Raw genomic sequence first — 24,766 nt, 5'->3', positions numbered from 1 at the left:
CCCAAGGACCAGTGGCGCGCCTCCCCCACGGCGCAGGCCCGCATCCGGGAACTCGGGCTGGCCGACGAGGACGAGTTGCAGGCGTGGTTCGTCGGCCACTTCGACAAGTGGCTCGCCGCGCGCGGGCGTCGGCTCATCGGCTGGGACGAGATCCTGGAGGGCGGGTTGGCGGACGGCGCCGCCGTGTCGTCCTGGCGGGGGTACGCGGGCGGGATCGCCGCCGCGCGGGCCGGCCACGACGTCGTCATGTGCCCCGAGCAGCAGGTGTACTTGGACCACCGGCAGGACGCGGGCGCGGACGAGCCGGTGCCCATCGGCTACGTACGGACCCTGGAGGACGTCTACCGGTTCGAGCCGGTGCCGCCCGGACTCGACGCGGAGCACGCCCGCCATGTGCTGGGCGCCCAGGCCAACGTGTGGACCGAGGTGATGGAGGATTCCGCGCGCGTGGACTACCAGGCCTTCCCCAGGCTGGCCGCCTTCGCCGAGGTCGCCTGGAGCGCTCTGCCCGCACCCGCGCGACGGGACTTCGCCGACTTCGAACGCCGGATGACCACCCACTACCGACGCCTGGACGCCCTGGGCGTCTCCTACCGCCCTCCCGCCGGCCCTCACCCCTGGCAACGCCGCCCGGGCGTTCTCGGCCGCCCGATCGACGGTCCGCCACCGGTGAGGTGACCGGCGGACCGGCACCCCCGCGCCCGCCGCGCGCTTCTCGAACTGACAGTGGAAAAAATCCGCAAGAGTCAGCGAAGGGTGGGAATTCGCCCGCAGCGGTGATGCCGTGTCAAAACGGACGATGTCCCCGATGAGGTGGGCGAATGCCTCCTGGCGGACCCGTGTCCTCGCCCCCTGCGAAGATGTGCCAGAGTTGCCACGTCCGCCCTGTCAGGTCGTACCGTACGGCAACACGGGTGGGACCAGTGGGGCAGCGGGAAGGGGCAAGCCGGTTTGACCACGCACGCACCGCAGGCGGCGCAGGCCGTCACGCTGCCCACGACGCTGGACGAGGCCGTGGCGGCACTCACCGCCATGCCCGCCGCCGTGCCCGTGGCCGGCGGCACCGACCTCATGGCCGCCGTCAACTCCGGGCAGCTCAGGCCCGCCGCGCTGGTCGGCCTCGGCCGGATCAGTGAGATCCGCGGCTGGCAGTACCAGGACGGCCACGCGCTGCTCGGCGCCGGCCTCACGCACGCGCGCATGGGGCGCCCCGACTTCGCGGCCCTGATCCCGGCGCTCGCCGCCGCCGCGCGCGCCGCCGGCCCCCCGCACATCCGCAACGCCGGCACCCTGGGCGGCAACGTCGCCTCGGCCGCCCCCACCGGGGACGCGCTGCCGGTGCTGGCCGCCCTGGAGGCGACCCTGATCATCGCCGGTCCGGGCGGGGCCCGCCGGGAGATCCCGGTGTCGCACCTGCTCGCCGGGGTGGAGATGCTGCGCGCGGGCGAGCTCATCGGCTACGTGCGCGTACCGCTGCTGCACGCCCCGCAGGTCTTCGTGAAGGCCACCGGCCGCACCGGCCCCGGCCGGGCCGTCGCGTCGGTGGCGCTGGTCCTGGACCCGGCCCGGCGCGGTGTGCGCTGCGCGGTGGGTGCCATAGCGCCGATGCCGCTCAGGCCCCTGGACGCCGAGCAGTGGGTGGGCCGGCTCATCGACTGGGACAACGACCGCGCGATCGTCCCCGAGGCGCTCGACGCCTTCGGTGAGTACGTCGCCGCGGCCTGCATCCCCGACCCGGTCCCGGCCCCGGACGGGTCCGTGCCGCAGCTTCCACCCGCCGTACTGCACCTGCGGCGCACCGTCGCCGCGCTGGCCCGACGAGCACTGGGGAGGGCGCTGTCGTGACCGACGACCAGCACGCGGAGGGCACGCCCGGCAGCGGCGGCCGCTGGAACCCGCTGCCCCAGGGCGACTACGACGACGGCGCCACCGCGTTCGTGAAGCTCCCCGAGGGCGGCATCGACGCCCTTCTGGCCGCCGACAGCCCGCTGGCGGCGCCCGGTCACGGCTATGTGCCGCCGCAGATAACGGTCACCCCCGCCTCGCCCGCGGCCACCGACCCGGCGGCGACCGGCGGCTGGGCCGTACCCGCCGCGCCCGCCGAGGGCGCCCAGTGGCCCGACCCGAACGCGGTCCCGCGGGACGGCGCCGGCGACGGGGGCGCGGGCGCGGACGACCGGTTCGCGTACCGGCCCGAGGCCACCCAGCAGTGGACGTTCCAGGACGACCACTCCCAGGCGCCCGGGCACGACGTCACGGGGCAGTGGTCGATCCCGGTCGCCGACGGAGACCTTCCGGACGAATCGGGCGAGTTCACCACGTCGTCCCTGGTCCAGCAGTGGGGCGGCACGCCTCCGCCCACCCTCCCGGGCGGCGCACCCGCCCCCTGGGCGACGGAGGACATCGGGCAGCCGTGGACGCGCCCGCCGCAGGGCCCCGCCGACGGTGCGTACACCGACGGTGCGTACGACGGCGAGCCCGCCGCCCACCCGTATCCGGACGGGCCCGCCCCGGAGCCGAAGTCCGGTGTCCCCGCCGCACAGGACGCCGCCCCACAGGACGCCGCCGTACCGGACGTGGGGGCCGGGCAGCCCACCGCCGGCCCTTCAGTGGCTCCCGGGGGCAACGAGTCCCCCGAGGGTGTACACGAGGGCGTCCGAGCGCCCGTGGAGCCCGCCGAGGGCGCCGCTGAGCGCCCCGCCGCCCCGCTCCCGGCCGAGGAGTCCGCCGACCCGCGCCAGGCCGCCGCAGAGCCCGTCACGACCTCCGCCCCCGAGGCCTCCGACCCCACGGCCCCGGACGCCGATCCGGCCGACCCGGCCGACGCGCACCAGGAGGCCGCCGCCCCGGACGGCCCGCCGCCCGCGCCGCCGCAGGACGAGCACCCGCTCGCCTCCTACGTGCTCCGCGTCAACGGCGTGGACCGGCCCGTCACCGACGCGTGGATCGGCGAGTCGCTGCTGTACGTGCTGCGCGAGCGGCTCGGTCTCGCGGGTGCCAAGGACGGCTGCTCGCAGGGCGAGTGCGGCGCCTGCAACGTGCAGGTGGACGGCCGTCTCGTCGCCTCCTGCCTGGTGCCCGCGGTCACCGCGGCCGGCAGCGAGGTCCGTACGGTCGAGGGCCTGGCCGTCGACGGGCAGCCGTCGGACGTGCAGCGGGCGCTCGCGCGCTGCGGCGCGGTGCAGTGCGGCTTCTGCGTGCCCGGCATGGCGATGACCTTGCACGACCTGCTGGAGGGCAACCCGGCCCCCACCGAACTGGAGACCCGCCAGGCCCTGTGCGGCAACCTGTGCCGCTGCTCGGGCTACAAGGGCGTCCTGCGGGCGGTCGAGGAGGTCGTCGCCGAGCGCGAGGCGCACGCCGCCGCGGAGCACGCCGCGGCCGACGGCGGTGAGACGGACGCCGGCGAGCCGCGTATCCCGCACCAGGCGGGCCCCGGCGCCGGCGGCATCCACCCCTCGGCGTTCGGCGCACCGGCCCCGCACGGGCATCACGAACCCGCCGGGCATCACGAACCGCGCGGGCACCATGATCCGCACGGACATCAGGACCCGCACGACCCCTACGGCCAGGACGGAGGCCAGGCGTGAGCAACGAAGCCGCAACCGCTGCCGCCACGGAGACCGCCCCCGCGCCGGAGCCGCTGCCGCACGGAATCGGCTCCTCGCTGCCGCCCGCCGACGCCCGCGCCAAGACGGAGGGCACCTTCCCGTACGCGGCCGACCTGTGGGCCGAGGGCCTGCTGTGGGCGGCGGTCCTGCGCTCACCGCACGCGCACGCGCGCATCGTGTCCATCGACACCACCCACGCGCGCGAGATGCCCGGCGTACGGGCCGTCGTCACCCACGAGGACGTCCCCGGCCGCCCGCTGTACGGCCGTGGCACGGCCGACCGTCCCGTCTTCGCCTCGGACGTCGTACGCCACCACGGCGAGCCCATCGCCGCCGTGGCCGCCGACCACCCGGACACCGCGCGGATGGCCGCCGCCGCCGTCATCGTCGAGTACGAAGTACTCGACGCGGTGACCGACCCCGAACAGGCCTTCGAGGCCGAGCCGCTGCACCCCGACGGCAACCTGGTCCGGCACATCCCGCTGCGCCACGGCGACCCGGAGGCGGCCGGCGAGGTCGTCGTCGAGGGCCTGTACCGCATCGGCCGGCAGGACCCCGCCCCGATCGGCGCCGAGGCCGGCCTCGCCGTGCCCCGCCCGGACGGCGGCGTCGAGCTGTACCTGGGCTCCACCGACCCGCACGCCGACCGCGACGCGCTCGCCGCCTGCTACGGCCTGGAGCCCGAGCGCGTGAAGATCGTCGTCACCGGCGTCCCCGGTGCCACCGCCGACCGCGAGGACCAGGGCTTCCAGCTCCCGCTCGGCCTGCTGGCGCTGAAGACCGGCTGCCCGGTGAAGCTGACGGCGACCCGCGAGGAGTCCTTCCTGGGCCACGCCCACCGCCACCCGACCCTCCTGCGCTACCGCCACCACGCCGACGCCGAGGGCAGACTCGTCAAGGTCGAGGCGCAGATCCTGCTGGACGCGGGCGCCTATGCCGACACCTCCGGCGAGGCGCTGGCCGCCGCCGTGTCCTTCGCCTGCGGTCCGTACGTCGTCCCGAACGCCTTCATCGAGGGCTGGGCCGTGCGCACCAACAACCCGCCCTCGGGCCATGTCCGCGGCGAGGGCGCCATGCAGGTGTGCGCCGCCTACGAGGCGCAGATGGACAAGCTGGCCAAGAAGCTCGGCGTCGACCCGGCGGAGCTGCGGCTGCGCAACGTGATGGCCACTGGCGACGTCCTGCCCACCGGTCAGACGGTGACCTGCCCGGCCCCCGTCGCCGAACTGCTCCAGGCCGTACGGGACCACCCGCTGCCCCCGCTGCCCAAGGACACCCCCGAGGACGAGTGGCTGCTGCCGGGCGGCCCCGAGGGCGCGGGAGAGCCGGGCGCGGTGCGCCGGGGCGTGGGCTACGGCCTGGGCATGGTGCACATGCTCGGCGCGGAGGGCGCGGACGAGGTCTCCACGGCCACGGTGAAGGTCCACAACGGCGTCGGTACGGTGCTGTGCGCGGCCGTGGAGACCGGCCAGGGCTTCACGACGCTCGCCCGGCAGATCGTCCAGGAGACGCTGGGCATCGACGAGGTGCACGTGGCCCCCGTCGACACCGACCAGCCCCCGGCCGGCGCGGGCTGCCGGGGCCGCCACACCTGGGTGTCCGGCGGCGCGGTGGAGCGCGCGGCGAAGATGGTCCGCACCCAGCTCCTCCAGCCCCTCGCGCACAAGTTCGGCATGTCGACCGAGCTGCTCCAGATCACCGACGGCAAGATCACGTCGTACGACGGCGTGCTGTCGACCACGGTCACCGAGGCCATGGACGGCAAGGAGCTGTGGGCGACGGCCCAGTGCCGCCCGCACCCCACGGAGCCGCTGGACGAGGCCGGTCAGGGCGACGCCTTCGTGGGCCTGGCCTTCTGCGCGATCCGCGCGGTGGTGGACGTGGACATCGAGCTGGGCTCGGTCCGCGTGGTGGAGCTGGCGGTGGCCCAGGACGTCGGCCGGGTCCTCAACCCCGCGCAGCTGGCCTCCCGCATCGAGGCGGGCGTCACCCAGGGCGTGGGCATCGCGCTCACGGAGAACCTGCGCACCCCGCGCGGCCTGGTCCGCCACCCCGACCTGACCGGGTACGCCCTGCCCACGGCCCTGGACGCGCCCGACATCCAGATCGTGAAACTGGTCGAGGAGCGGGACGTCGTGGCCCCCTTCGGCGCGAAGGCCGTCAGCGCCGTCCCGGTGGTCACCTCCCCGGCGGCCGTCGCCTCCGCGGTACGGGCCGCCACCGGCCGTCCGGTCAACCGTCTGCCGATCCGCCCGCAGGCGGCGGTCGTCACGGGCCAGTGAGCCGCTGAACCCTGGCGTCCGCGCAGGTCGGCGGCGTTGTCAGTGGTGCGTCGTAGTGTTTTCGGCAGTCGGGCAGTCGGTACGACGGCTTCGGAGAACACGGGGGAACGATGAGCACGACCTGCACCGCAGTGACCGCCCGGGCCGAGGGGTCCGGGGAGACCGGCGAGGCCGGGGGGAGGGAGGATCGGAGCCTGGGTCTGACCCTGCGCCTGCCCGCCCGTCTCCTGGACGAGGAGTTCGGCCGGGGCCGTGTCGTCCGCTTCGAGGACGTCGACTTCCCCGCCACGCTCACCCACGAGCCGACCCGCCGTTTTCTGCGCGAGCGGGGCCTGCCCGAGGACGGCATCCTCTTCGAACTGGACACCGACATCCCCCTGCGCACCCTCGCCGAGTACTACGCCGACGAGCACGCGGACGGTTGTACGCCCGCGGAACTTCCGTCCCACGCCGACCGCTTGATACGCCTCGGCCACTTCGCCGAGGGCAACAGCCTGGTGGTCGACGGAACCACGGGCGAGGTGTGGAACTGGAGCGCGCCCGAGGCCGCGCTCCACCCGTTCGACGAGGACGTCTCCACCCTCGCCTTCAGCCTCTGGCTGCTGCACCGCACCCTGGGAGGCCGTGGCGGGAATTGAACCCGCACACCTCCGCTTCGGGTCGGCCACATGGCACTGATGGTGCGGCCAAGTTCTCTTCGTGGATGCCCCTTTGGGCACACCTTGCATGAGGCCGAGGACGGACGGAAGCTGGAATCGCAAGTGCATGTGGAAGTTAGCAAGAACAGGAGTCGTTGCCATGGCCGGTCATGCATGGCGGCGAGCACCCGGACTCATCGGCGTAGCATGCGCGCTTTCGGCGATTGGCTTTTCAACAGCCGCTCCGACAGCCAGCGCGGCACCTCCGGTTCCAACCGTAGTCGCATCTGAGACAACGTCTAACGGGTCCGTTGTTCACCTACCCCAAAACTGGTGCGATCGTCACCCCGGGCGGTGCGGAGACGGACAGCATCGGCAAAAAAGCAATAACAACAACACCCTGCGGTGCTACACCACCGAGAGGTTCGACTCCAGCACGGGTCAGCTTGTGACCTCGAAGGTCTGCGTACCCGCGTGACTGAGTCGACCAGAGGAGGACACTGGCGACTGACACGGAAACAGAGACGGAAGGCCGGAAGGGCGGCACCTGCGAAGGGATGCCGCCCTGTCGTCTCGCCCGGTCGAGGCATCGGAGGCCGTGGCGGGAATTGAACCCGCGTACCTCGCTTTGCAGGCGAGTCCCTGGGCCACTCGGGCACACGGCCGTGTCGGGGAACCGCGGGGCGGTCCCTTCCGAACCCGGTGCGTCGACCGTAGGCCGTGGGGGAGAGGCGACTCAAGGGAACGGCGTGTGCCGCAACGCGACTGCCATACGCCGTTCACAAAGGGCGCCGCGAAGAACAAGAAGAACAAAGGGCGCTGTGCAGAAGGGGGGAGGACGAGTGGAGGTCGTACGACCAAGGTCCCGGTCCGGGGGCGACTCCCGACAGGGGCAAGAAGGGGCTGTGGGCCTTACCCTGACGACCATGACCGCCCTGGAACCGCGCGACACCGACGTCGCCGCCACCTCCGGCCACCCCGGCAGATCCCGCCCGCCGGAGGCGCCGGCCACCGGCACCGCGGCGGCCGGCGCGGCCACCGACACGGCCACCGGCACGGCCACCGACACCGTGCTCGGCCGCGCCTACCGTTCGCTCAGCGTCGGGATCGTCTCCGTCGTGCTGCTGATCGCCTTCGAGGCGACCGCCGTGGGCACGGCGATGCCGGTCGCGGCCCGGGAGCTGCACGGGCTGCCGCTGTACGCGTTCGCGTTCTCGGGGTTCTTCACGACGAGCCTGTTCGGGATGGTCCTCGCCGGGCAGTGGTCGGACCGGCGCGGCCCGCTGGGTCCGCTGACCGCGGGGATCGGCGCGTTCGCGGCCGGGCTGCTGCTGGCCGGGACGGCCGCGACGATGTGGGTGTTCATCGCGGGACGGGCCGTGCAGGGGCTCGGGGGCGGGCTGGTGATCGTCGCCCTGTACGTCGTCGTGGGCCGGGCCTACCCGGAGCGGTTGCGTCCGGCGATCATGGCGGCGTTCGCGGCGGCCTGGGTGGTCCCGTCGATCGTCGGCCCGCTCGCCTCGGGCGCGGTCACCGAGCACCTGGGCTGGCGCTGGGTGTTCATCGGCATCCCGGTGCTGGTGGTGTTCCCGCTGGCGATGGCGCTGCCCCAGATACGGCGGCGGGCGTCGGGTCCGGTGGGGGAGGGCGCGGACGAGGAGACCGAGCAGTCCTTCGACCTGCGGCGCATCCGGCTCGCCCTCGGTATCTCGTTCGGGGCCGGGCTGCTCCAGTACGCGGCGCAGGATCTGCGGTGGATATCGCTGATACCGGGAGCGGCGGGGGCCGCGCTGCTGGTGCCGGCGGTGCGCGGCCTGCTGCCGCGCGGCACCTACCGGGCGGCGCGCGGGCTGCCGTCCGTGGTGCTGCTGCGCGGGGTCGCGGCGGGCTCCTTCATCGCCGCCGAGTCCTTCGTCCCGCTGATGCTCGTCACCCAGCGCGGGCTCTCCCCGACGCTGGCCGGCTTCTCCCTGGCGGCGGGCGGCGGGACCTGGGCGCTCGGTTCCTGGGTGCAGTCCCGTCCCCGGATGGCGCCGTACCGGGAGCGGCTGATGACGCTCGGGATGGTGCTGGTGGCGGCGGCCATCGCCACCGCGCCCAGTGTGCTGATCCACTCCGTGCCGGTCTGGACGGTCGCCGTCGCCTGGGGCTTCGGCTGCTTCGGCATGGGCCTCGTCATCGCCTCCACCAGCGTGCTGCTGCTGCGCCTGTCCGCCCCCGAGGAGGCCGGCGCCAACTCCGCGGCCCTGCAGATCTCCGACGCCCTGTCCAACGTCCTGCTGCTCGCGGTGGGCGGTGCCGCGTTCGCCGCGCTGGGCGGCGGCACGGTGGCCCACACGACGGCGACGGCGACCGGCTCCACCGCCCACCCGGCCGCCTTCGCGGCGGTGTTCCTGCCGATGGCGGGGGTGGCGTTGGTGGGGGTCTGGGTTGCGAGGAGGGTGCGGATTCCCTCCTGAGTGGTACCACTCTGACCCCATGAGGTGGTACTGTTCTGGTATGGCTATGAACCTGCGTCTCCGCGACGACCAGACGGAAGCACTGAAGCTGCGCGCCGAGGAGGAGGGTGTCAGCATGCACGCCATACTGCTGAGGGCCGTGGACGACTACCTGGCCAGGACGGCGCACGAGGCCCTGGTCCGGAAGGCCGCCAAGGAGCAGACCGCCAAGTGGGCCGAACTGCTGGAGCGGCTCAAGTGACGCACATCTATCTCTCGGCCGAGGACGTCCTGGCCATTGCCGCGCACGCGGTGGATGACCAGGACGTCGTCGTACGTGACGCCGGACTCCTGGAATCGGCTGTCCATCGACCCTCCGCCTCGATGTTCGGGCAGGAGGCGTACACCGATCTGTTCGACAAGGCGGCGGCTCTCCTGCAGTCGCTGGCCATCAACCGCCCGTTCGTCGACGGGAACAAGCGCACGGCCTGGACGTCCTGCGTCGTCTTCCTGGCCCTGAACAACGTGCAGCTGCGTCCCGATATCGACGCGGCCGAGCGCCTGGTCATCGCCGTGGCGACGGGCGCCCTGGAGGAGGTCAAGGTGATCGGCGAGGCGCTGCGGGAGCTCGCGGAGCAGGATGTGTGACCTGAATCCCATCCCCGAGTGACGTCGTGCCGTTGGCGCGTTGGCACCGCCGGGCCGCCGGTAGGGTGGCCCGGTTGTCATCCGTAGCCGAGCCCCGCACCACGAACCGGAGACCGTGACTACCACCGCCACCTCGTCGCACTCGCACCATCTCTCGCCCGCCTTCCCCGGACGCGCCCCCTGGGGCACCGCCAGCAAGCTGCGTGCCTGGCAGCAGGGGGCGATGGAGAAGTACATCCAGGAGCAGCCGCGCGACTTCCTCGCGGTCGCCACCCCCGGCGCCGGCAAGACGACCTTCGCGCTGACGCTCGCCTCCTGGCTGCTGCACCACCATGTCGTGCAGCAGGTGACCGTGGTCGCGCCCACCGAGCACCTGAAGAAGCAGTGGGCCGAGGCGGCGGCGCGGATAGGCATCAAGCTGGACCCCGAGTACAGCGCGGGCCCGCTCGGCAGGGAGTACCACGGCGTCGCCGTGACGTACGCGGGCGTCGGCGTGCGCCCCATGCTGCACCGCAACCGCGTCGAGCAGCGCAAGACCCTCGTCATCCTCGACGAGATCCACCACGCCGGTGACTCCAAGTCGTGGGGCGAGGCCTGTCTGGAGGCGTTCGAGCCGGCGACCCGCCGCCTCGCCCTCACCGGCACGCCGTTCCGCTCCGACACCAACCCCATCCCGTTCGTGACGTACGAGGAGGGCCAGGACGGCATCCGGCGCTCGGCCGCCGACTACACCTACGGCTACGGCTCCGCGCTCTCCGACGGCGTCGTGCGGCCCGTCATCTTCCTCTCCTACAGCGGCAACATGCGCTGGCGCACCAAGGCCGGCGACGAGATCGAGGCCAGGCTCGGCGAGCCGATGACCAAGGACGCGGTCAGCCAGGCCTGGCGCACCGCGCTCGACCCGCGCGGCGAGTGGATGCCGGCCGTGCTGCGCGCCGCCGACCAACGGCTCACCGAGGTCCGCAAGGCCATCCCGGACGCCGGTGCCCTCGTCATCGCCTCCGACCAGGACTCCGCGCGCGCCTACGCCAAGCTGATCCGCGAGATCACGGGCAGCGGCGCGACGGTCGTCCTGTCCGACGACGCCGGCGCCTCGAAGAAGATCGACGAGTTCAGCGACGGCGACGACCGCTGGATGGTCGCCGTCCGCATGGTGTCCGAGGGCGTCGACGTGCCCCGGCTCGCGGTCGGCGTCTACGCCACCACGATCTCCACCCCGCTGTTCTTCGCCCAGGCCGTCGGCCGTTTCGTACGGTCCCGGCGGCGCGGCGAGACCGCCTCCGTCTTCCTGCCGACCATCCCCGACCTGCTCACCTTCGCCAACGAGATGGAGGTCGAGCGCGACCACGCCCTCGACAAGCCGAAGAAGGAGGGCGAGGAGGACCCGTACGCCGAGTCCGAGAAGGAGATGGAGGAGGCGAACCGGGAGCAGGACGAGGACACCGGCGAGCAGGACATGCTGCCGTTCGAGGCGCTGGAGTCCGACGCCGTCTTCGACCGGGTCCTCTACGACGGCGCCGAGTTCGGCATGCAGGCCCACCCGGGCAGCGAGGAGGAGCAGGACTACCTCGGCATCCCCGGCCTGCTGGAGCCCGAACAGGTGCAGCTGCTGCTGCAGAAGCGGCAGGCCCGCCAGATCGCGCACAGCCGCAGGAAGCCGGACAGCGAGGCCGACCTGCTCGAACTGCCCGCCGACCGGCGGCCGGTGGTGACCCACAAGGAACTGATGGAGCTGCGCCGGGAGCTCAACACCCTCGTCGGCGCGTACGTCCACCAGAGCGGCAAACCGCACGGCGTCATCCACACCGAGCTGCGCCGGGTGTGCGGCGGCCCGCCGAGCGCCGAGGCGACGGCGGGACAGCTGCGCCAGCGGATCGCCAAGGTGCGGGAGTGGGCCACGCGCATGCGCTGATGCCGCGCGCCACGACCCCGGACCGCGTGCGTATCCGGACGAATGCAGGCAGGCCGGATCTGCCCTTGCCCGGATTCTGGACGGAGGCTTCCGCTCAGCGAACCGGCTTCGCTACTGTCCCGCTACGCACACGCCCCGTGGCAGCGCCGCCGCGGAGCGCAGCCGTGAAGCGACTTACGTCCGGGACGGCCCGGACCGCCGGCCGATCGGCGGCCTCTGTTGCGCGTCACTGACGGGACTCGGTGACGTACCCGCCGCGATGAGCGCCGCCGACCTCACCACTTAAGGAGTGGGCGTCGTGACCGCGGAGACCTCTCAGACGCTCGACCGGGGACTGAAGGTCCTCAAACTGCTGGCCGACACGGACCATGGGCTGACCGTCACCGAGCTGTCCCAGAAACTGGGTGTGAACCGCACCGTCGTCTACCGGCTCCTCGCCACCCTGGAACAGCACGCGCTCGTCCGCCGTGACCTGGGCGGACGGGCCAGGGTCGGGCTCGGGGTGCTGCGCCTGGGCCGCCAGGTGCACCCGCTGGTGCGGGAGGCGGCGCTGCCGGCGCTGCGGTCGCTGGCCGAGGACATAGGGGCGACGGCGCACCTGACGCTGGTGGACGGGTCGGAGGCGCTGGCGGTCGCCGTCGTCGAGCCCTCCTGGACGGACTACCACGTGGCCTACCGGGCCGGGTTCCGTCACTCCCTGGACCGGGGTGCCGCGGGCAAGGCGATACTCGAGGCCCGCCGCCAGCCGGCGGCAGACCTCGGCTACACCCTCACGCACGGCGAACTGGAGGCGGGCGCCTGTGGCGCGGCGGCCCCCCTGCTCGGCGTGACCGGCCTCGAGGGCAGCGTCGGCGTCGTCATGCTGGCCGACTCCGTACCGGATCGGGTGGGCCCGAGGGTGGTGGACGCGGCCCGCGAGGTCGCGGAGGCGCTGCGCTGAGACCGCGGGGCGCGGGGGCGCTGCGCTGAGACCGCGGGGTCGCGGAGGTGTTGGGCTGGGCCACGGGGTTGCGGGGGCGCTGTGCTGGGGCCGCGGGGTCGCGGGGGCGCTGTGCTGGGGCCGCGGGGTCGCGGAAGCGTAGGGCTGGGGCCGCGGGGTTGCCGAGGCGTTCGGCTGGGGCCGCGGGGGTTGCGGAGGTGTTGGGCTGGGGCCGCGGGGGGCGCGCTGAGCCGCAGGAGCCGGAGCGGAGGGTGACCGCCGCCCGGCGCGATGTCGTCGTCGCGTTAGATTGATCCCGTGCTCTCTCGCCTCTCGCGCCCCAAGGCCCTCGCCGTCTGCGCGCTGCCCGTCGTGGCCCTGATCGCCACGGCGGCGGCGGCGCCGCTGCCGTTCTCGGTGGCACAGCCCGGGTCGACGGCCAATGTGCTCGGCACGTTCAAGGGCAGCCAGGTGATCACGATCTCCGGTACACCGGTGCGGAACACGAGCGGGCAGCTGCGGATGACGACCATCGAGGCGACCGGCCCGGACACCCGCGTCACGCTCGGCGACGTGATCGACGGCTGGTTCGACACCGGCCGGGCGGTCATGCCGCGCGACGCGGTCTACCCGAGCGGTGACACCGTCCAGCAGATCGAGCGGCACAACGCCGAGCAGATGAAGCAGTCCCAGGACGCGGCGACCCAGGCCGCCCTGAAGTACCTCGGGCTCGGCGGCGACAAGAACATCAAGGTCTCGCTGAAGCTGGCCGACGTGGGCGGCCCCAGCGCGGGCCTGCTGTTCTCGCTGGGCATCATCGACAAGATCCAGGGCGACGGCACCGGCGGCGACCTCTCGGGCGGCCGCACGATCGCCGGCACGGGCACGATCAGCCCGGACGGCACCGTGGGCGCGGTCGGCGGCGTGTCCCTCAAGACCCAGGCCGCGCACCGGGACGGCGCCACGGTCTTCCTGGTCCCGAAGGCCGAGTGCGCCGACGCCCGCGCGGAGCTGCCGAAGGGCCTGCGCCTGATCCCGGTGACCACGCTCAAGGGCGCGGTCGGCGCCCTGACCGCCCTGCGCACGGGCAAGGGCTCGGTCCCGAGCTGCTAGGGGTGCCGGAGACCGCCCTCACCACCCCTGTTCCGCCCCCTACCCGTTCCTCTCCCGGTCCTCCGCCGCCTGCTCCACCAACGGGATGATCCGCAGCGGCACGGGGTTCTCCATCACGATCGCCGTGGAGGCGCGGACGATGCCCTCGATGGCGACCACGCGGTCGATCACGCGCTGGAGGTCGGCGTTGGAGCGGGCCACCAGCCGGCACAGCATGTCGCCGGTGCCGGTCGTGGTGTGCAGCTCCAGGACCTCGGGCACCGTCGCCAGATGGGCCCGTACGTCCGCGCCCTGCCCCTGGCGGATCTGCAACGTCGCGAACGCCGTCACCGGATAGCCGAGGGCCGCCGGATCCACCTCCGGGCCGAAGCCGCGTATGACGCCGTTGGACTGGAGGCGGTCCAGACGGGCCTGCACCGTCCCCCGGGCGACCCCCAGGCGCCGGGACATCTCCAGGACGCCGATACGCGGCTCGCGCGCCAGCAGCGCGATAATGCGGCCGTCCAGACGATCGATCGCCACAGCCCCGCCTCCAGGGTCGCCATCACGGTGGTCATCCTGTACAGAAAGCCCGCCGACACCGGTCGTCCACTGAACATGTTGCCCAGTGAATACGCGAACTATTGCGCACCTTGCGAGACCAGGTGACGCTTCCGCTATGACGCAGACCACACAGCACACTCCCGACGCGACCGCGCGGCAGGCCGACCCCTTCCCGGTCAAGGGAATGGACGCGGTCGTCTTCGCCGTGGGCAACGCCAAGCAGGCGGCGCACTACTACTCCACCGCCTTCGGCATGCGGCTGGTCGCCTACTCCGGACCGGAGAACGGCAGCCGTGAGACCGCGAGCTACGTCCTCGAGAGCGGCTCCGCCCGTTTCGTGTTCACCTCGGTGATCAAGCCCGCCACCGACTGGGGCCGCTTCCTCGCCCAGCACGTGGCCGAGCACGGCGACGGCGTCGTCGACCTCGCCATCGAGGTCCCGGACGCGCGCGCCGCCTACGAGTACGCGATCGAGCACGGCGCCCGCTCGGTCGCCGAGCCCTACGAGGTCAAGGACGAGAACGGCACCGTCGTCCTGGCCGCGATCGCCACCTACGGCGAGACCCGCCACACCCTCGTCGAGCGGACCGGCTACGACGGCCCGTACCTCCCCGGTTACGCGGCCGCCAAGCCCCTCGTCGAGCCGCCCGCCCAGCGCACCTTCCAGGCGATCGACCACTGCGTCGGCAACGTCGAACTCGGCCGGATGAACGAGTGGGTCGAGTTCTACAACAAGGTCATGGGCTTCACGAACATGAAGGAGTTCGTGGGCGACGACATCGCCACCGAGTACAGCGCGCTGATGTCGAAGGTCGTGGCCGACGGCACCCTCAAGGTCAAGTTCCCGATCAACGAGCCCGCGATCGCCAAGAAGAAGTCCCAGATCGACGAGTACCTGGAGTTCTACGGCGGCGCCGGCGTCCAGCACATCGCGCTGAACACCAACGACATCGTGCAGACCGTACGCACGATGCGCGCGGCCGGTGTCGAGTTCCTCGACACCCCCGACTCCTACTACGACACCCTCGGCGAGTGGGTCGGCGACACCCGCGTGCCCATCGACACCCTGCGCGAGCTGAAGATCCTCGCCGACCGCGACGAGGACGGCTACCTGCTCCAGATCTTCACCAAGCCGGTCCAGGACCGTCCGACCGTGTTCTTCGAACTCATCGAGCGGCACGGCTCGATGGGCTTCGGCAAGGGCAACTTCAAGGCCCTGTTCGAGGCGATCGAGCGTGAGCAGGAGCGGCGCGGCAACCTCTGACGGTCCCGGCGCGTCCATCCCGCGCGAGCACGCCGCCCGGCGCGCCCGCGCGGGATGGACGCCAGGGGTGCCCGCCAGGGGTGCCCGCCAGGAGTGCTCGCCAGGGATGTTCGCGAAGGAGCGCTTGCGCGGGGGGCAAGCGCTCTCACGGGGTTCACACCACAGTCCCCGAGTGCGACGCTGTGATCATGAGCCGTATCCAAGCCGCACCCGACGAGGTCCAGGGCAACCTCACCGACCGGCTCCTTTCGGGCCTGCCGGCCGAGGCGGTCCTCACCGACGCCGACGTCACGTCCTCCTACGCCAACGACATGGCGAGCTTCTGCCCGTCGGGCGTCCCGGCCGTCGTCGTCCTGCCGCGCACGGTGGAACAGGTCCAGCACGTCATGCGGATCGCCACCGAACTGCGCGTCCCGGTCGTCCCGCAGGGCGCCCGCTCCGGCCTGTCCGGCGCGGCCAACGCCTCCGACGGCTGCATCATCCTGTCCCTGACCAAGATGGACCGCATCCTGGAGATCAACCCGGTCGACCGGGTCGCGGTCGTCGAGCCGGGCGTCGTCAACGCCGCGCTCTCCCGCGCGGTGAACGAGCACGGCCTGTACTACCCGCCGGACCCCTCCAGCTGGGAGATGTGCACCATCGGCGGCAACATCGGCACCGGCTCCGGCGGCCTGTGCTGCGTGAAGTACGGCGTCACCGCCGAGTACGTCCTCGGCCTGGACGTGGTGCTGGCCGACGGGCGCCTGATGTCCACCGGCCGCCGCACCGCCAAGGGCGTCGCCGGATACGACCTCACCCGTCTCTTCGTGGGCTCCGAGGGCTCGCTCGGCATCGTCGTACGGGCCGTGCTGGCGCTCAGGCCGCAGCCGCCGCAGCAGCTGGTGCTCGCCGCCGAGTTCTCCTCCGCGACCGCCGCCTGCGACGCGGTGTGCCGGATCATGGCGGGAGGCCATGTGCCGTCGCTGCTGGAGCTCATGGACCGTACGACGGTGAAGGCCGTCAACGACCTCGCGCACATGGGCCTGCCGGAGACCACCGAGGCCCTGCTGCTCGCCGCCTTCGACACCCCCGACCCGGCCGCCGACCTCGCCGCCGTCGGCGCGCTGTGCGAGGCGGCCGGCGCCACCCAGGTCGTACCCGCCGAGGACGCCGCCGAGTCCGAGATGCTGCTCCAGGCCCGGCGGCTGTCCCTGACCGCGCTGGAGGCGGTCAAGGGCACCACGATGATCGACGACGTGTGCGTGCCGCGCTCCCGGCTCGGCGAGATGCTCGACGGGATCGAGCGGATCGCCGAGAAGTACCAGCTCACCATCGGGGTCTGCGCACACGCCGGCGACGGCAACACCCACCCGACCGTCTGCTTCGACGCCCAGGACCCCGACGAGTCCCGGCGCGCCCGCGAGTCCTTCGACGAGATCATGGCCCTCGGCCTCCGGCTCGGCGGCACGATCACGGGCGAGCACGGAGTGGGCGTACTGAAGAAGGAGTGGCTGGCGCGCGAGATCGGCCCGGTGGGCGTCGAGATGCAGCGGGGGATCAAGCAGGTCTTCGACCCGCTGGGCATCCTCAACCCCGGCAAGCTGTTCTGACCCGCGCGCCCGCCGCGCCTGCGCGCCCCACCGCCCGCCGCGATCGCCGCGCCGCCCGCGCCCGCGCTCACCGGGCGAGCAGCTCGGCCAGACCGTCGTCCATGCCGAGCTGCTCCCCCTCGCTGCCCGGCGGCACCACGCGCAGTGTGCGCTCCAGCCACGCCGAGACCGGGGCGGCCGGCGCCTCCAGCAGGGCCTCGCCGCCCGGTGACTTCAGCGCCATCAGGACGACGGCGCGGACGTCCGACTTCGACGGCCACACCCGTACGTCACCGTGCCCGCACGGCCGGAACACCCCCTCCACGAGCAGCTCGCGGGCGAACGTCCAGTGCACGGGGTGCGCGGAGTCGACATGGAAGTCGAGGTGCACGGCGTACGGGTCGTCGGTGCGGTATCCGAGCCGGGCCGGAACGGGGATCCCCCGCTCGGGCGACAGCACCAGCCTCAGCTCCAGCTCGCGTTCCACCACGGTGCGCTTCATCCTCCGTCGGTCCTCTCCACTCGGCACGGGTACAGATACGGATCCGGAGCGGACCCGCACGAGAGGAGAGGCGGGTGGACGCCGGGCATTACGCGGGTCGACCGAACTTTTTTCCGTTCGGGGCCTCGGGCCTGTGAAGTACCTGCACGAGATTGCCCGGAAAGGAGTGGGTCCGGCGGGACTGGCGGTGGCGGCTCCCCCGGTCTGATAGATGTGGAGGCCCCCGATACCACCCCCGAGCAGATACGGGACGACGGACATGAGCGCCCCAACCCCGGCACCAGGTGACGACAGGCCCCGCGAGGGGTACTACCCGGACCCGTCCATCCCCGGATACGTCCGGTACTGGAACGGTGCCGCCTGGGTACCGGGCACCAGCCGCCCGGCACCGGCCGACGGCGAGCCGCTCAGCCCGCCGCCCGGAGTGAGCCCCGCCCCCGCGCCCGCCCCCGCGGGCGCCGCCCCTGCGGCGGTCGAGGAGACGGGCCCGCACTTCTTCGACGAGGACCCGGCGGACGAGCCGGGCCGGGCAGGGGCGCCGGGCGTCCGTGCCGAGCCGGCCTCCGCGTGGGGCGCCGACCGCGGGCAGCAGTCCGGCTTCGGCGGCGACCAGGACCGTCGCGTCTCCTGGGGGACCCCGGCACCGGCCGACCCTCGCGTGGCCCACACCCCCGAGCCGCCCGTCCAGCCCGCGGCCGAACCGGCCGCGGAGGCAGGCCAGGGCCGGCGACTGGGCCAGGGCCAGGGCCAGGGCCAGGGACACGGGCGAGGACAGGGCCAGGCCGAGGGGGGCAACACGTTCGTGTTCCGCCGCCCGACGGCGGCGGACGGCGGAGCCGGGACGCCGGGCAACCCGCCCGGGTCCGGCGTCCCGGCCCCGGGCGGCCCCCCGTCCGACGACGGCACCATGATGTTCCGCCCGGTGCGCCCCGGTCGGCCGGCCGACCCGACGGGAGGCCCGGGTCGCCCGGGACCGGCGCCGGTGCCCTCCCAGGGCGCGCCCGGCGCGCCGGACGGCCCCGGCTTCGCCGCGGGCAAGGCGGCGGCCGCGCGCGCGTCAGCGGCGCAGGGACAGACGCAAGGACAGGCGCAGGGACAAGCGCAGGGCCAGGCGCAGGGACAGAGCTTCGCCCAAGGCCCGACAGGTCCGGCTGGGCCGGCAGGACCGGCGGGACCGGCTCAGGGCTTGCAAGGCGGTCCGGAGGGCACCCCGCACGGCCGCCCGCAGGGCCAGGCGGCTGCCAGGGCTCAGGCGGCCGGAGCCGCCCCGGCTCAGGCGTCCGGCGCCGGGCCGGCCGCGTCCCCCTCCCCGGCGCACGCCCCCGCCCCCTCACTGCCCCAGCAGGCCGGCGCACCCCAGCCCGTCCCCAACGCCTCCGCCGGTCCGGCCGCCGGTCCCGTCGCCACACCACTGACCAGCGGCCCCGGTGGCGGGCAGTCCTCCTGGCCGCAGCAGGTGCACCAGCTCGCCGGGTCGGGAGCGGGGGCAGGCGCGGGCGTGGGGGAGGGGCAGCCCGTCGCGCCGTGGAAGCCTCCGGTCGAGGACCCCTTCCAGGCGGCCGCACGCCGGCAGGCGGAGGCCCGGCCCGCGGGCCTCGGCAGGCGGCTGGCCGCACGCCTCGTCGACACGGTCGTCCTCGCGGGAGTCACCGCCGGCGCCGCCGTACCGCTGGGCACCAGGACGGCCGACCACATCGACGAGAAGATCGACGCGGCCAAGCTCTCCGGCCACACGGTCACTGTCTGGCTGCTGGACGGCACGACGGCGACGTACCTGGGCATCGTCCTCGCCGTCCTGCTGCTCTTCGGCGTCGTCTACGAGGCACTGCCCACCGCCAGGTGGGGCCGCACCCTGGGCAAGAAGCTGTGCGGCCTCCAGGTGCGGGACATCGAGGCGCACGAGCCTCCGTCCTTCGGCCGGGCTCTTGGCCGCTGGCTCGTCTACAGCGTGCCCGGGCTGATCGTCGTCGGGGTCGTGGGGGTGCTGTGGTGCCTGTTCGACCGGCCCTGGCACCAGTGCTGGCACGACAAGGCGGCGCACACCTTCGTGGCCGGGTGACCGGGACGGCGTAGGGGCGCGACGGCCGTCATCCGTACGGCCGCTCGCCGGATGCGGCCCGGTCGGGTTCGAGATCGACTCGGCGCATGAGCACCGAACCGCCCACCGGCCCCGAACCGCCCCCGGGCTCCGGACCCCCGCCCCCGCCCCCGGGCGGGCCACCCCCGCCGCCCGGCGGCGGAGGACCGCACGGCGGCGACCGGTACGGCGGCGGCACGGGCGGCTCCCCGTACGGCAGCGGCGGTGAACCCCACGGCGGAAGCGGTGAACCCCACGGCGGAGGCGGCGGTGCCCCGTACGGCGGAGGCGGGCCCTACGGCGGAGGCGGGCCCTACGGCGGTGGCGGGCCCTACGGAGGCGGTGGGCCCTACGGAGGCGGCCCGTATCCCGAGGACCCGCTCGCCGGGATGCCCCCGCTCGCGGACAGCGGCAGGCGCACCCTCGCGCGGATCATCGACCTGATCCTGGTGGGCATCGTCGTGTGGCTGATCACCTTGGCGCTCCGCGTCAACGAGTACACGGTGAACGCCGATCAGGTGGAAGTCGCCCGTTCCCTCTGGCAGTCGGTGGTCGGCGTGGTGCTCTACATGGCGTACGACACCTTCATGACCGCCAGATGGGGACAGACCCTCGGAAAGATGTGGCTGGGCATGCGCGTGGCGAACCTGGCAGACGGTTCCACACCGTCCGTCGCGACCGCCTTGGCGCGCGCGGCGGTGCTGTGGATTCCGTTCTGGTTCTGCTGTGCCTGCATCTGGCTGGCGATCTGCGGCGGTTGGAGCTTCTTCGACCGGCCCTACAAGCAGGGACTGCACGACAAGGCGGCCAAGACGGTGGTGGTCAGCACGAACCGCTGAACGCACTGAACCCGCTGAACGCGCCTGGTGCCTGTCCGGCCCGACGTGATGTCAGGAGCCCCCGGCGGACCCGCCCTGGCCCGTCTCCGCGCCCGCGGAGACGGGCTCTCGCCATTCGCGGGCGGGCGCCTGGACGTGCCCGACGGTCCGGGCGCCCCGGGTGTTCCGGGCGGCGGCCGCGGCGGGCGCCGCGTGCGCCTTCGGCAGCGGTACGGTCATGGCGACCAGGATCCCCAGCGCGAGTGCCGCGAGGGCGACGACCGCGATGCCCAGGCCCGAACTCGTCTGTGACAGCAGCAGCATGGCGAGCGTCGAGAGGATCACGGTGCAGGAACCGTAGGCGAGCTGTGCGGCGGTCGGACGAGGCATGGCAATCGTGTCCTCGGAAGATTTTGGGGGCGAGACGGGGTGACGGCCTGGCTTTCCGCCGACTTCCGGGCGTTCCGCCAATCGACTCTAATCCCCTGCATGCCCGAGGGGAACGGCCGGTAAGCGTGACCTAACCCACGGTGCCGATGCACAGGGGGCGCACGGAGTCACGCCGCCCGCCCGGTGCCCGGCCCCACGCGCCCGCCCACCCCGCGCGCCGCCCGGCCGCCCGTTGCCGCCGTCCGTAAAGCGAACCCCCACTCCGCATAGTGCACTTGAACTGTCCAAGTCAAGGTCTGTCTTTTCTCGTAAACCTCTAGTCAAATGTCGTCACTTGACTACACGCGTTGATCGCGCGCGGACCTTTGTCGTGGCCTGAGACCGCCCCTCCGCGCGTCAGTACGCGTCAGGGGAGGACATCAAGTGACACGTAGACCCTGGACGTTCAGAACAGCCGCGATAGGTGTCGCGCTCGCGGCGGCCACCGCCACGTTCTCGACGTTCGCCGTCGCGGAGGCCGCCACCACGGGCAGCGGCTCCGCTTCAGTGGACCGGCACGACCCGCTGTCGGGTCAGAAGGAGCACGACCTCGACGGTCCGCTGAGCAAGACCCAGGAAGCTCAGCGCCAGGAAGCGCTCAACCAGGTCATATCCGGCAAGGCCACGGTCAAGGACCGTGACGGTTCGAAGGTCGTCCAGCTCAAGGGCAAGAAGGGCGACAGCAAGTACGTCGAGCTCGGCCGCGAGAAAACCGACAAGATCTTCACGATCCTGGTGGAGTTCGGCGACCAGGTCGACAGCCGTTACGGCGGCACGCCCGGCCCGCTGCACAACCAGATAGCCGCGCCCGACCGTACCAAGGACAACAGCACGGACTGGCAGGCGGACTACAACCAGAAGCACTACCAGGACCTGTACTTCGGCACCGGCAAGGACACCGAGTCGCTGAAGAAGTACTACGAGACGCAGTCCTCGGGCCGCTACTCGGTCGACGGCGAGGTGACCGACTGGGTCAAGGTCCCCTACAACGAGGCCCGTTACGGCTCCAACGCCGCCGGTGACTCGGCTGCCTGGTACGCGGTCCAGGACGGCGTCAACGCCTGGGTCGCCCAGCGCGAGGCCGCCGGTGACACCGCGGCCGAGATCCGCACCGAGCTCGCCCAGTTCGACCAGTGGGACCGCTACGACCACGACGGCGACGGCGACTTCAACGAGCCCGACGGCTACATCGACCACTTCCAGATCGTGCACGCCGGCGAGGACGAGTCCGCGGGCGGCGGCGCCCAGGGCACGGACGCCATCTGGGCCCACCGCTGGTACGCCTTCGGCACCGACGCCGGCGCGACCGGCCCGGACGGCAACAAGCTCGGCGGCACCCAGATCGGCGACACCGGCATCTGGGTCGGCGACTACACCATCCAGCCCGAGAACGGCGGACTCGGCGTCTTCGCCCACGAGTACGGCCACGACCTCGGTCTGCCGGACGAGTACGACACCAACGGCGGCGAGAACTCGACCGGGTTCTGGACCCTGATGTCGTCCGGTTCCTGGCTGGGCACGGGCAAGGAGGCCATCGGCAACCTGCCCGGCGACATGAACGCCTGGGACAAGCTCCAGCTGGGCTGGCTCAACTACGACACGGCCAAGGCCGGCGTGAACTCGTGGCACAAGCTGGGCGTGGCGGAGTACAACACCAAGCACAAGCAGGCGCTGGTCGTCTCGCTGCCCGACAAGGCGGTCAAGACCGAGGTGGTCACCCCGGCCGAGGGCGCGAGCCAGTGGTGGAGCGGCAGCGGCAACGACCTGAAGAACACGCTGACCCGCTCGGTCGACCTGACCGGCAAGTCCTCGGCCACCCTGTCCCTGGACGGCTGGTACGACATCGAGTCCGAGTACGACTACCTCTACGCCGAGGTGTCGACCGACGGCGGCGCCAACTGGACCGCCCTGGACGGCACGGTGAACGGTCAGCCGATCCCGCGCGACGCCAGTGACAAGCCGGGGCTGACCGGTTCGATCGACGCGTACGCGAAGCTGTCGTACCCGCTGGACGCCTACGCGGGCAAGAAGTTCGACCTGCGCTTCCGCTACCAGACCGACGGCGGTGTGGCGCTCAAGGGCTTCGCGGCCGACGAGATCACGCTGACCGCGGACGGCTCGGCGGTCTTCTCCGACAACGCGGAGAGCGCCGACCCGGCCTGGACGGCCGCCGGCTTCTCGCGCATCGGCGCGTCCTTCACCAAGGACTACAAGCAGTACTACATCGCCGAGAACCGTCAGTACGTGTCGTACGACAAGACCCTGAAGGTCGGCCCGTACAACTTCGGCTTCTCGACGACCCGTCCGGACTGGGTGGAGCACCTCCCGTACCAGAACGGCCTGTTGATCTGGAAGTGGGACACCTCGCAGGCGGACAACAACACCGCCGACCACCCCGGCACCGGTCTGATCCTGCCGATCGACTCGCACCCGACGCCGCTGAAGTGGACCGACGGCACGCTGCTGCGCAACCGGTTCCAGGCGTACGACTCCCCGTTCACCCTGGAGCGCACGGACGCGATCACGCTGCACAAGGCGGACGTGCCGGTGCGGATCAAGTCGCAGAAGGGGGTGTCGGTCTTCAACGACCACACCAACACCTACTACGACGCGTCGAACCCGGCGGCCGGTGTCAAGATCACTGACACCAACACCAAGATCAAGATCGAAAAGGTGGCCAAGGACGGCTCCACGATCGAGCTCGAGGTCGGGCCCGCCGTGAAGTAGTCCACATCTTCGCAGGTCACACGCGTATCGGCGGTAACCCCTGGCGGGTTGCCGCCGATCGTGTTTAGGTGCCTGCTGTGGCTCTCTTATTGACACCGACCGGAACGGGGATGTGACCGCATGGCCGCAGGAGGCTTCAGCAAGCTGCCGAACGGCACGGTGGTGGTGGCGCTGAACCTGCCCGCCGCCGCGCCCGACGGCGTCGGCGGCGTCCGTGTGCTCGTCCACGCCCGCAACCGTGCCCGCGCCCTGACCCGGCTGCGCAACCTGGGCCTGCGCGCGGTCTACCTGCGGGGCAACGCCGCCCCGCCCACCCCGGACGAGATCACCGCGGTGCTGCACCACCCCGACGGCCTCATATGGCGCACATCCCGGGACCACGCCGTCGGTGTCCCCGCCGGCCCCCCGGAGCTGTGGCACCCGATCAGAAGCCTCCTGCGCCCGCACACACCCGCCCAGGCCTCGTAGCCCGGGGCTCCGGGGCTCAGGGCTCCAGGGTCTACGCCACCACCGGCTTGCCCGTCAGCTCCACGCCCGCGCGGCGCAGCTCCTCCAGGGCCCGCTCGGTGGTCTCCGCCGACACCCCGGCGGTGAGGTCCAGCAGCACCTGGGTGCGGAAGCCCTCCTTCACGGCGTCCAGGGCGGTGGCGCGCACACAGTGGTCCGTGGCGATCCCGACCACGTCGACCTCGGTGATCTCCCTGGCCCTCAGCCAGTCGGCCAGGGACACGCCGTTCTCGTCGACGCCCTCGAAGCCGCTGTAGGCCGCCGCGTACGCGCCCTTCTCGAAGACGGCGTCGATCGCGCCGGAGGTGACGGCGGGCGCGAAGTTCGGGTGGAAGCCCACGCCCTCCGTGCCCGCCACGCAGTGCGCGGGCCAGGTGCGGACGTAGTCGGGGTCGTCGGCGAAGTGCCCGCCGGGCGCGATGTGGTGGTCGCGGGTGGCCACCACGTGCCGGTAGCCGGCGGGCGCCTGTCCGATCAGCTCGGTGATCGCGGCGGCGACGTCCGCCCCACCGGCCACCGCGAGGCTGCCCCCCTCGCAGAAGTCGTTCTGCACATCGACGACGATCAAGGCGCGGCGCATGGTGGGTGTCCTTCGGCTCTGGGATCAGTGGTCGGACCAGCTCTCGGCGGTGCTGAAGCGGTGCCCGCTTCAGAGGGTGTCTCACCGATCACGCCGGGCTCGCGGCGGCTGGTGCCGCACCTCGCCGCGTTGTCGTCGGTCGCCGATGCTCCGCATCGACTCCCTCCTCCGCCTTGCGATGCACGGCACC

Annotated in this window: 20 protein-coding genes, 1 tRNA gene and 1 pseudogene; 17 read left to right on the top strand and 5 right to left on the bottom strand. The window is 72.5% G+C overall.

The genetic code is table 11. The features are described 5' to 3' along the window. The 5 genes and pseudogenes from ABZ484_RS32705 to ABZ484_RS32685 all read left to right on the top strand — a co-directional run. Positions 1–678, top strand: a 678-nt coding sequence (locus ABZ484_RS32705; RefSeq protein WP_358869563.1) for a family 20 glycosylhydrolase, incomplete at its 5' end; no start/stop codon positions are given. A 273-nt stretch (positions 679–951) separates the two neighbouring features. Continuing rightward, positions 952–1,845, top strand: a complete 894-nt coding sequence (locus tag ABZ484_RS32700; protein WP_358869562.1) for an FAD binding domain-containing protein — start codon at positions 952–954, stop codon at positions 1,843–1,845. Continuing rightward, positions 1,842–3,590, top strand: a complete 1,749-nt coding sequence (locus tag ABZ484_RS32695) for a 2Fe-2S iron-sulfur cluster-binding protein (protein WP_358869561.1) — start codon at positions 1,842–1,844, stop codon at positions 3,588–3,590. Before ABZ484_RS32700 ends, ABZ484_RS32695 begins: the two co-directional genes overlap by 4 nt. Next, a complete protein-coding gene (locus ABZ484_RS32690; protein ID WP_358869560.1) occupies positions 3,587–5,893 on the top strand; it encodes a molybdopterin cofactor-binding domain-containing protein in 2,307 nt (768 codons plus the stop codon). Before ABZ484_RS32695 ends, ABZ484_RS32690 begins: the two co-directional genes overlap by 4 nt. Positions 5,894–6,084: 191 nt before the next feature. Next, a pseudogene (locus ABZ484_RS32685) lies at positions 6,085–6,504 on the top strand (SUKH-4 family immunity protein); the annotation flags it as partial. A 620-nt stretch (positions 6,505–7,124) separates the two neighbouring features. Here ABZ484_RS32685 and ABZ484_RS32680 read toward each other — a convergent pair. Then, a tRNA-Cys gene (locus tag ABZ484_RS32680) sits at positions 7,125–7,196 on the bottom strand. A gap of 261 nt (positions 7,197–7,457) precedes the next feature. Between ABZ484_RS32680 and ABZ484_RS32675 the strand changes: the two genes are divergently transcribed. From ABZ484_RS32675 to ABZ484_RS32650, 6 genes are all read left to right on the top strand, one after another. Next, a complete protein-coding gene (locus tag ABZ484_RS32675; RefSeq protein WP_358869559.1) occupies positions 7,458–8,990 on the top strand; it encodes an MFS transporter in 1,533 nt (510 codons plus the stop codon). A 40-nt stretch (positions 8,991–9,030) separates the two neighbouring features. Further along, complete coding sequence (locus tag ABZ484_RS32670; RefSeq protein WP_016826066.1) at positions 9,031–9,231, top strand: ribbon-helix-helix protein, CopG family; 201 nt, start codon at positions 9,031–9,033, stop codon at positions 9,229–9,231. Continuing rightward, positions 9,228–9,617: a type II toxin-antitoxin system death-on-curing family toxin gene (locus ABZ484_RS32665; protein WP_358869558.1), complete on the top strand. Its 390-nt coding sequence runs from the start codon at positions 9,228–9,230 to the stop codon at positions 9,615–9,617. The genes ABZ484_RS32670 and ABZ484_RS32665 overlap by 4 nt, the downstream gene beginning before the upstream one ends. A 115-nt stretch (positions 9,618–9,732) precedes the next feature. After that, on the top strand, positions 9,733–11,529 hold the full coding sequence (locus ABZ484_RS32660) for a DEAD/DEAH box helicase (protein ID WP_358869557.1): 1,797 nt from the start codon (positions 9,733–9,735) through the stop codon (positions 11,527–11,529). A gap of 298 nt (positions 11,530–11,827) precedes the next feature. Next, positions 11,828–12,469 carry a helix-turn-helix domain-containing protein gene (locus tag ABZ484_RS32655; RefSeq protein ID WP_358869556.1) on the top strand — a complete coding sequence of 214 codons (642 nt, stop codon included), beginning with the start codon at positions 11,828–11,830 and terminating at the stop codon, positions 12,467–12,469. Between the two features lie 297 nt (positions 12,470–12,766). Continuing rightward, the gene (locus ABZ484_RS32650) at positions 12,767–13,561 is read left to right on the top strand and encodes a S16 family serine protease (protein ID WP_358869555.1); all 795 of its coding nucleotides are present in this window, start codon (positions 12,767–12,769) and stop codon (positions 13,559–13,561) included. 39 nt (positions 13,562–13,600) lie between these two features. Here the strand turns inward: ABZ484_RS32650 and ABZ484_RS32645 are convergent, their stop codons facing one another. Next, the gene (locus tag ABZ484_RS32645) at positions 13,601–14,083 is read right to left on the bottom strand and encodes an Lrp/AsnC family transcriptional regulator (protein WP_358869554.1); all 483 of its coding nucleotides are present in this window, start codon (positions 14,081–14,083) and stop codon (positions 13,601–13,603) included. A gap of 136 nt (positions 14,084–14,219) precedes the next feature. Here ABZ484_RS32645 and hppD point away from each other — a divergent pair, with 136 nt between their 5' ends. After that, entirely contained in the window at positions 14,220–15,368 is a 1,149-nt protein-coding gene (gene hppD / locus ABZ484_RS32640) for a 4-hydroxyphenylpyruvate dioxygenase (protein ID WP_358869553.1), read from the top strand. Between the two features lie 182 nt (positions 15,369–15,550). Then, the gene (locus ABZ484_RS32635; protein ID WP_358869552.1) at positions 15,551–16,957 is read left to right on the top strand and encodes an FAD-linked oxidase C-terminal domain-containing protein; all 1,407 of its coding nucleotides are present in this window, start codon (positions 15,551–15,553) and stop codon (positions 16,955–16,957) included. A gap of 67 nt (positions 16,958–17,024) precedes the next feature. Here ABZ484_RS32635 and ABZ484_RS32630 read toward each other — a convergent pair whose 3' ends face one another. Then, complete coding sequence (locus ABZ484_RS32630; RefSeq protein ID WP_358869551.1) at positions 17,025–17,438, bottom strand: SsgA family sporulation/cell division regulator; 414 nt, start codon at positions 17,436–17,438, stop codon at positions 17,025–17,027. 259 nt (positions 17,439–17,697) lie between these two features. Here ABZ484_RS32630 and ABZ484_RS32625 point away from each other — a divergent pair, with 259 nt between their 5' ends. Together ABZ484_RS32625 and ABZ484_RS32620 are read left to right on the top strand one after the other, a co-directional pair. Further along, on the top strand, positions 17,698–19,497 hold the full coding sequence (locus ABZ484_RS32625) for an RDD family protein (protein WP_358869550.1): 1,800 nt from the start codon (positions 17,698–17,700) through the stop codon (positions 19,495–19,497). Positions 19,498–19,583: 86 nt separating this feature from the next. Next, positions 19,584–20,354, top strand: a complete 771-nt coding sequence (locus ABZ484_RS32620) for an RDD family protein (RefSeq protein WP_358869549.1) — start codon at positions 19,584–19,586, stop codon at positions 20,352–20,354. A 51-nt stretch (positions 20,355–20,405) separates the two neighbouring features. Here the strand turns inward: ABZ484_RS32620 and ABZ484_RS32615 are convergent, their stop codons facing one another. Next, positions 20,406–20,723 (bottom strand): hypothetical protein, encoded by a 318-nt coding sequence (locus ABZ484_RS32615; RefSeq protein WP_358869548.1) that lies wholly within the window; start codon positions 20,721–20,723, stop codon positions 20,406–20,408. 423 nt (positions 20,724–21,146) lie between these two features. Here ABZ484_RS32615 and ABZ484_RS32610 point away from each other — a divergent pair, with 423 nt between their 5' ends. Together ABZ484_RS32610 and ABZ484_RS32605 are read left to right on the top strand one after the other, a co-directional pair. Beyond that, a complete protein-coding gene (locus tag ABZ484_RS32610; RefSeq protein ID WP_358869547.1) occupies positions 21,147–23,489 on the top strand; it encodes an immune inhibitor A domain-containing protein in 2,343 nt (780 codons plus the stop codon). Between the two features lie 120 nt (positions 23,490–23,609). Beyond that, positions 23,610–23,957 carry a hypothetical protein gene (locus tag ABZ484_RS32605; protein ID WP_358869546.1) on the top strand — a complete coding sequence of 116 codons (348 nt, stop codon included), beginning with the start codon at positions 23,610–23,612 and terminating at the stop codon, positions 23,955–23,957. Positions 23,958–23,988: 31 nt separating this feature from the next. Here ABZ484_RS32605 and ABZ484_RS32600 read toward each other — a convergent pair whose 3' ends face one another. After that, entirely contained in the window at positions 23,989–24,576 is a 588-nt protein-coding gene (locus ABZ484_RS32600; RefSeq protein ID WP_358869545.1) for an isochorismatase family protein, read from the bottom strand. Positions 24,577–24,766 lie beyond the last annotated feature (190 nt).

The organism is Streptomyces sp. NPDC006393, from assembly GCF_040628575.1.
GTDB lineage: Bacteria > Actinomycetota > Actinomycetes > Streptomycetales > Streptomycetaceae > Streptomyces.
The sequence above is the reverse complement of the archived record's forward strand: the minus strand, read 5'-3'. Positions and strand labels throughout refer to the sequence as shown.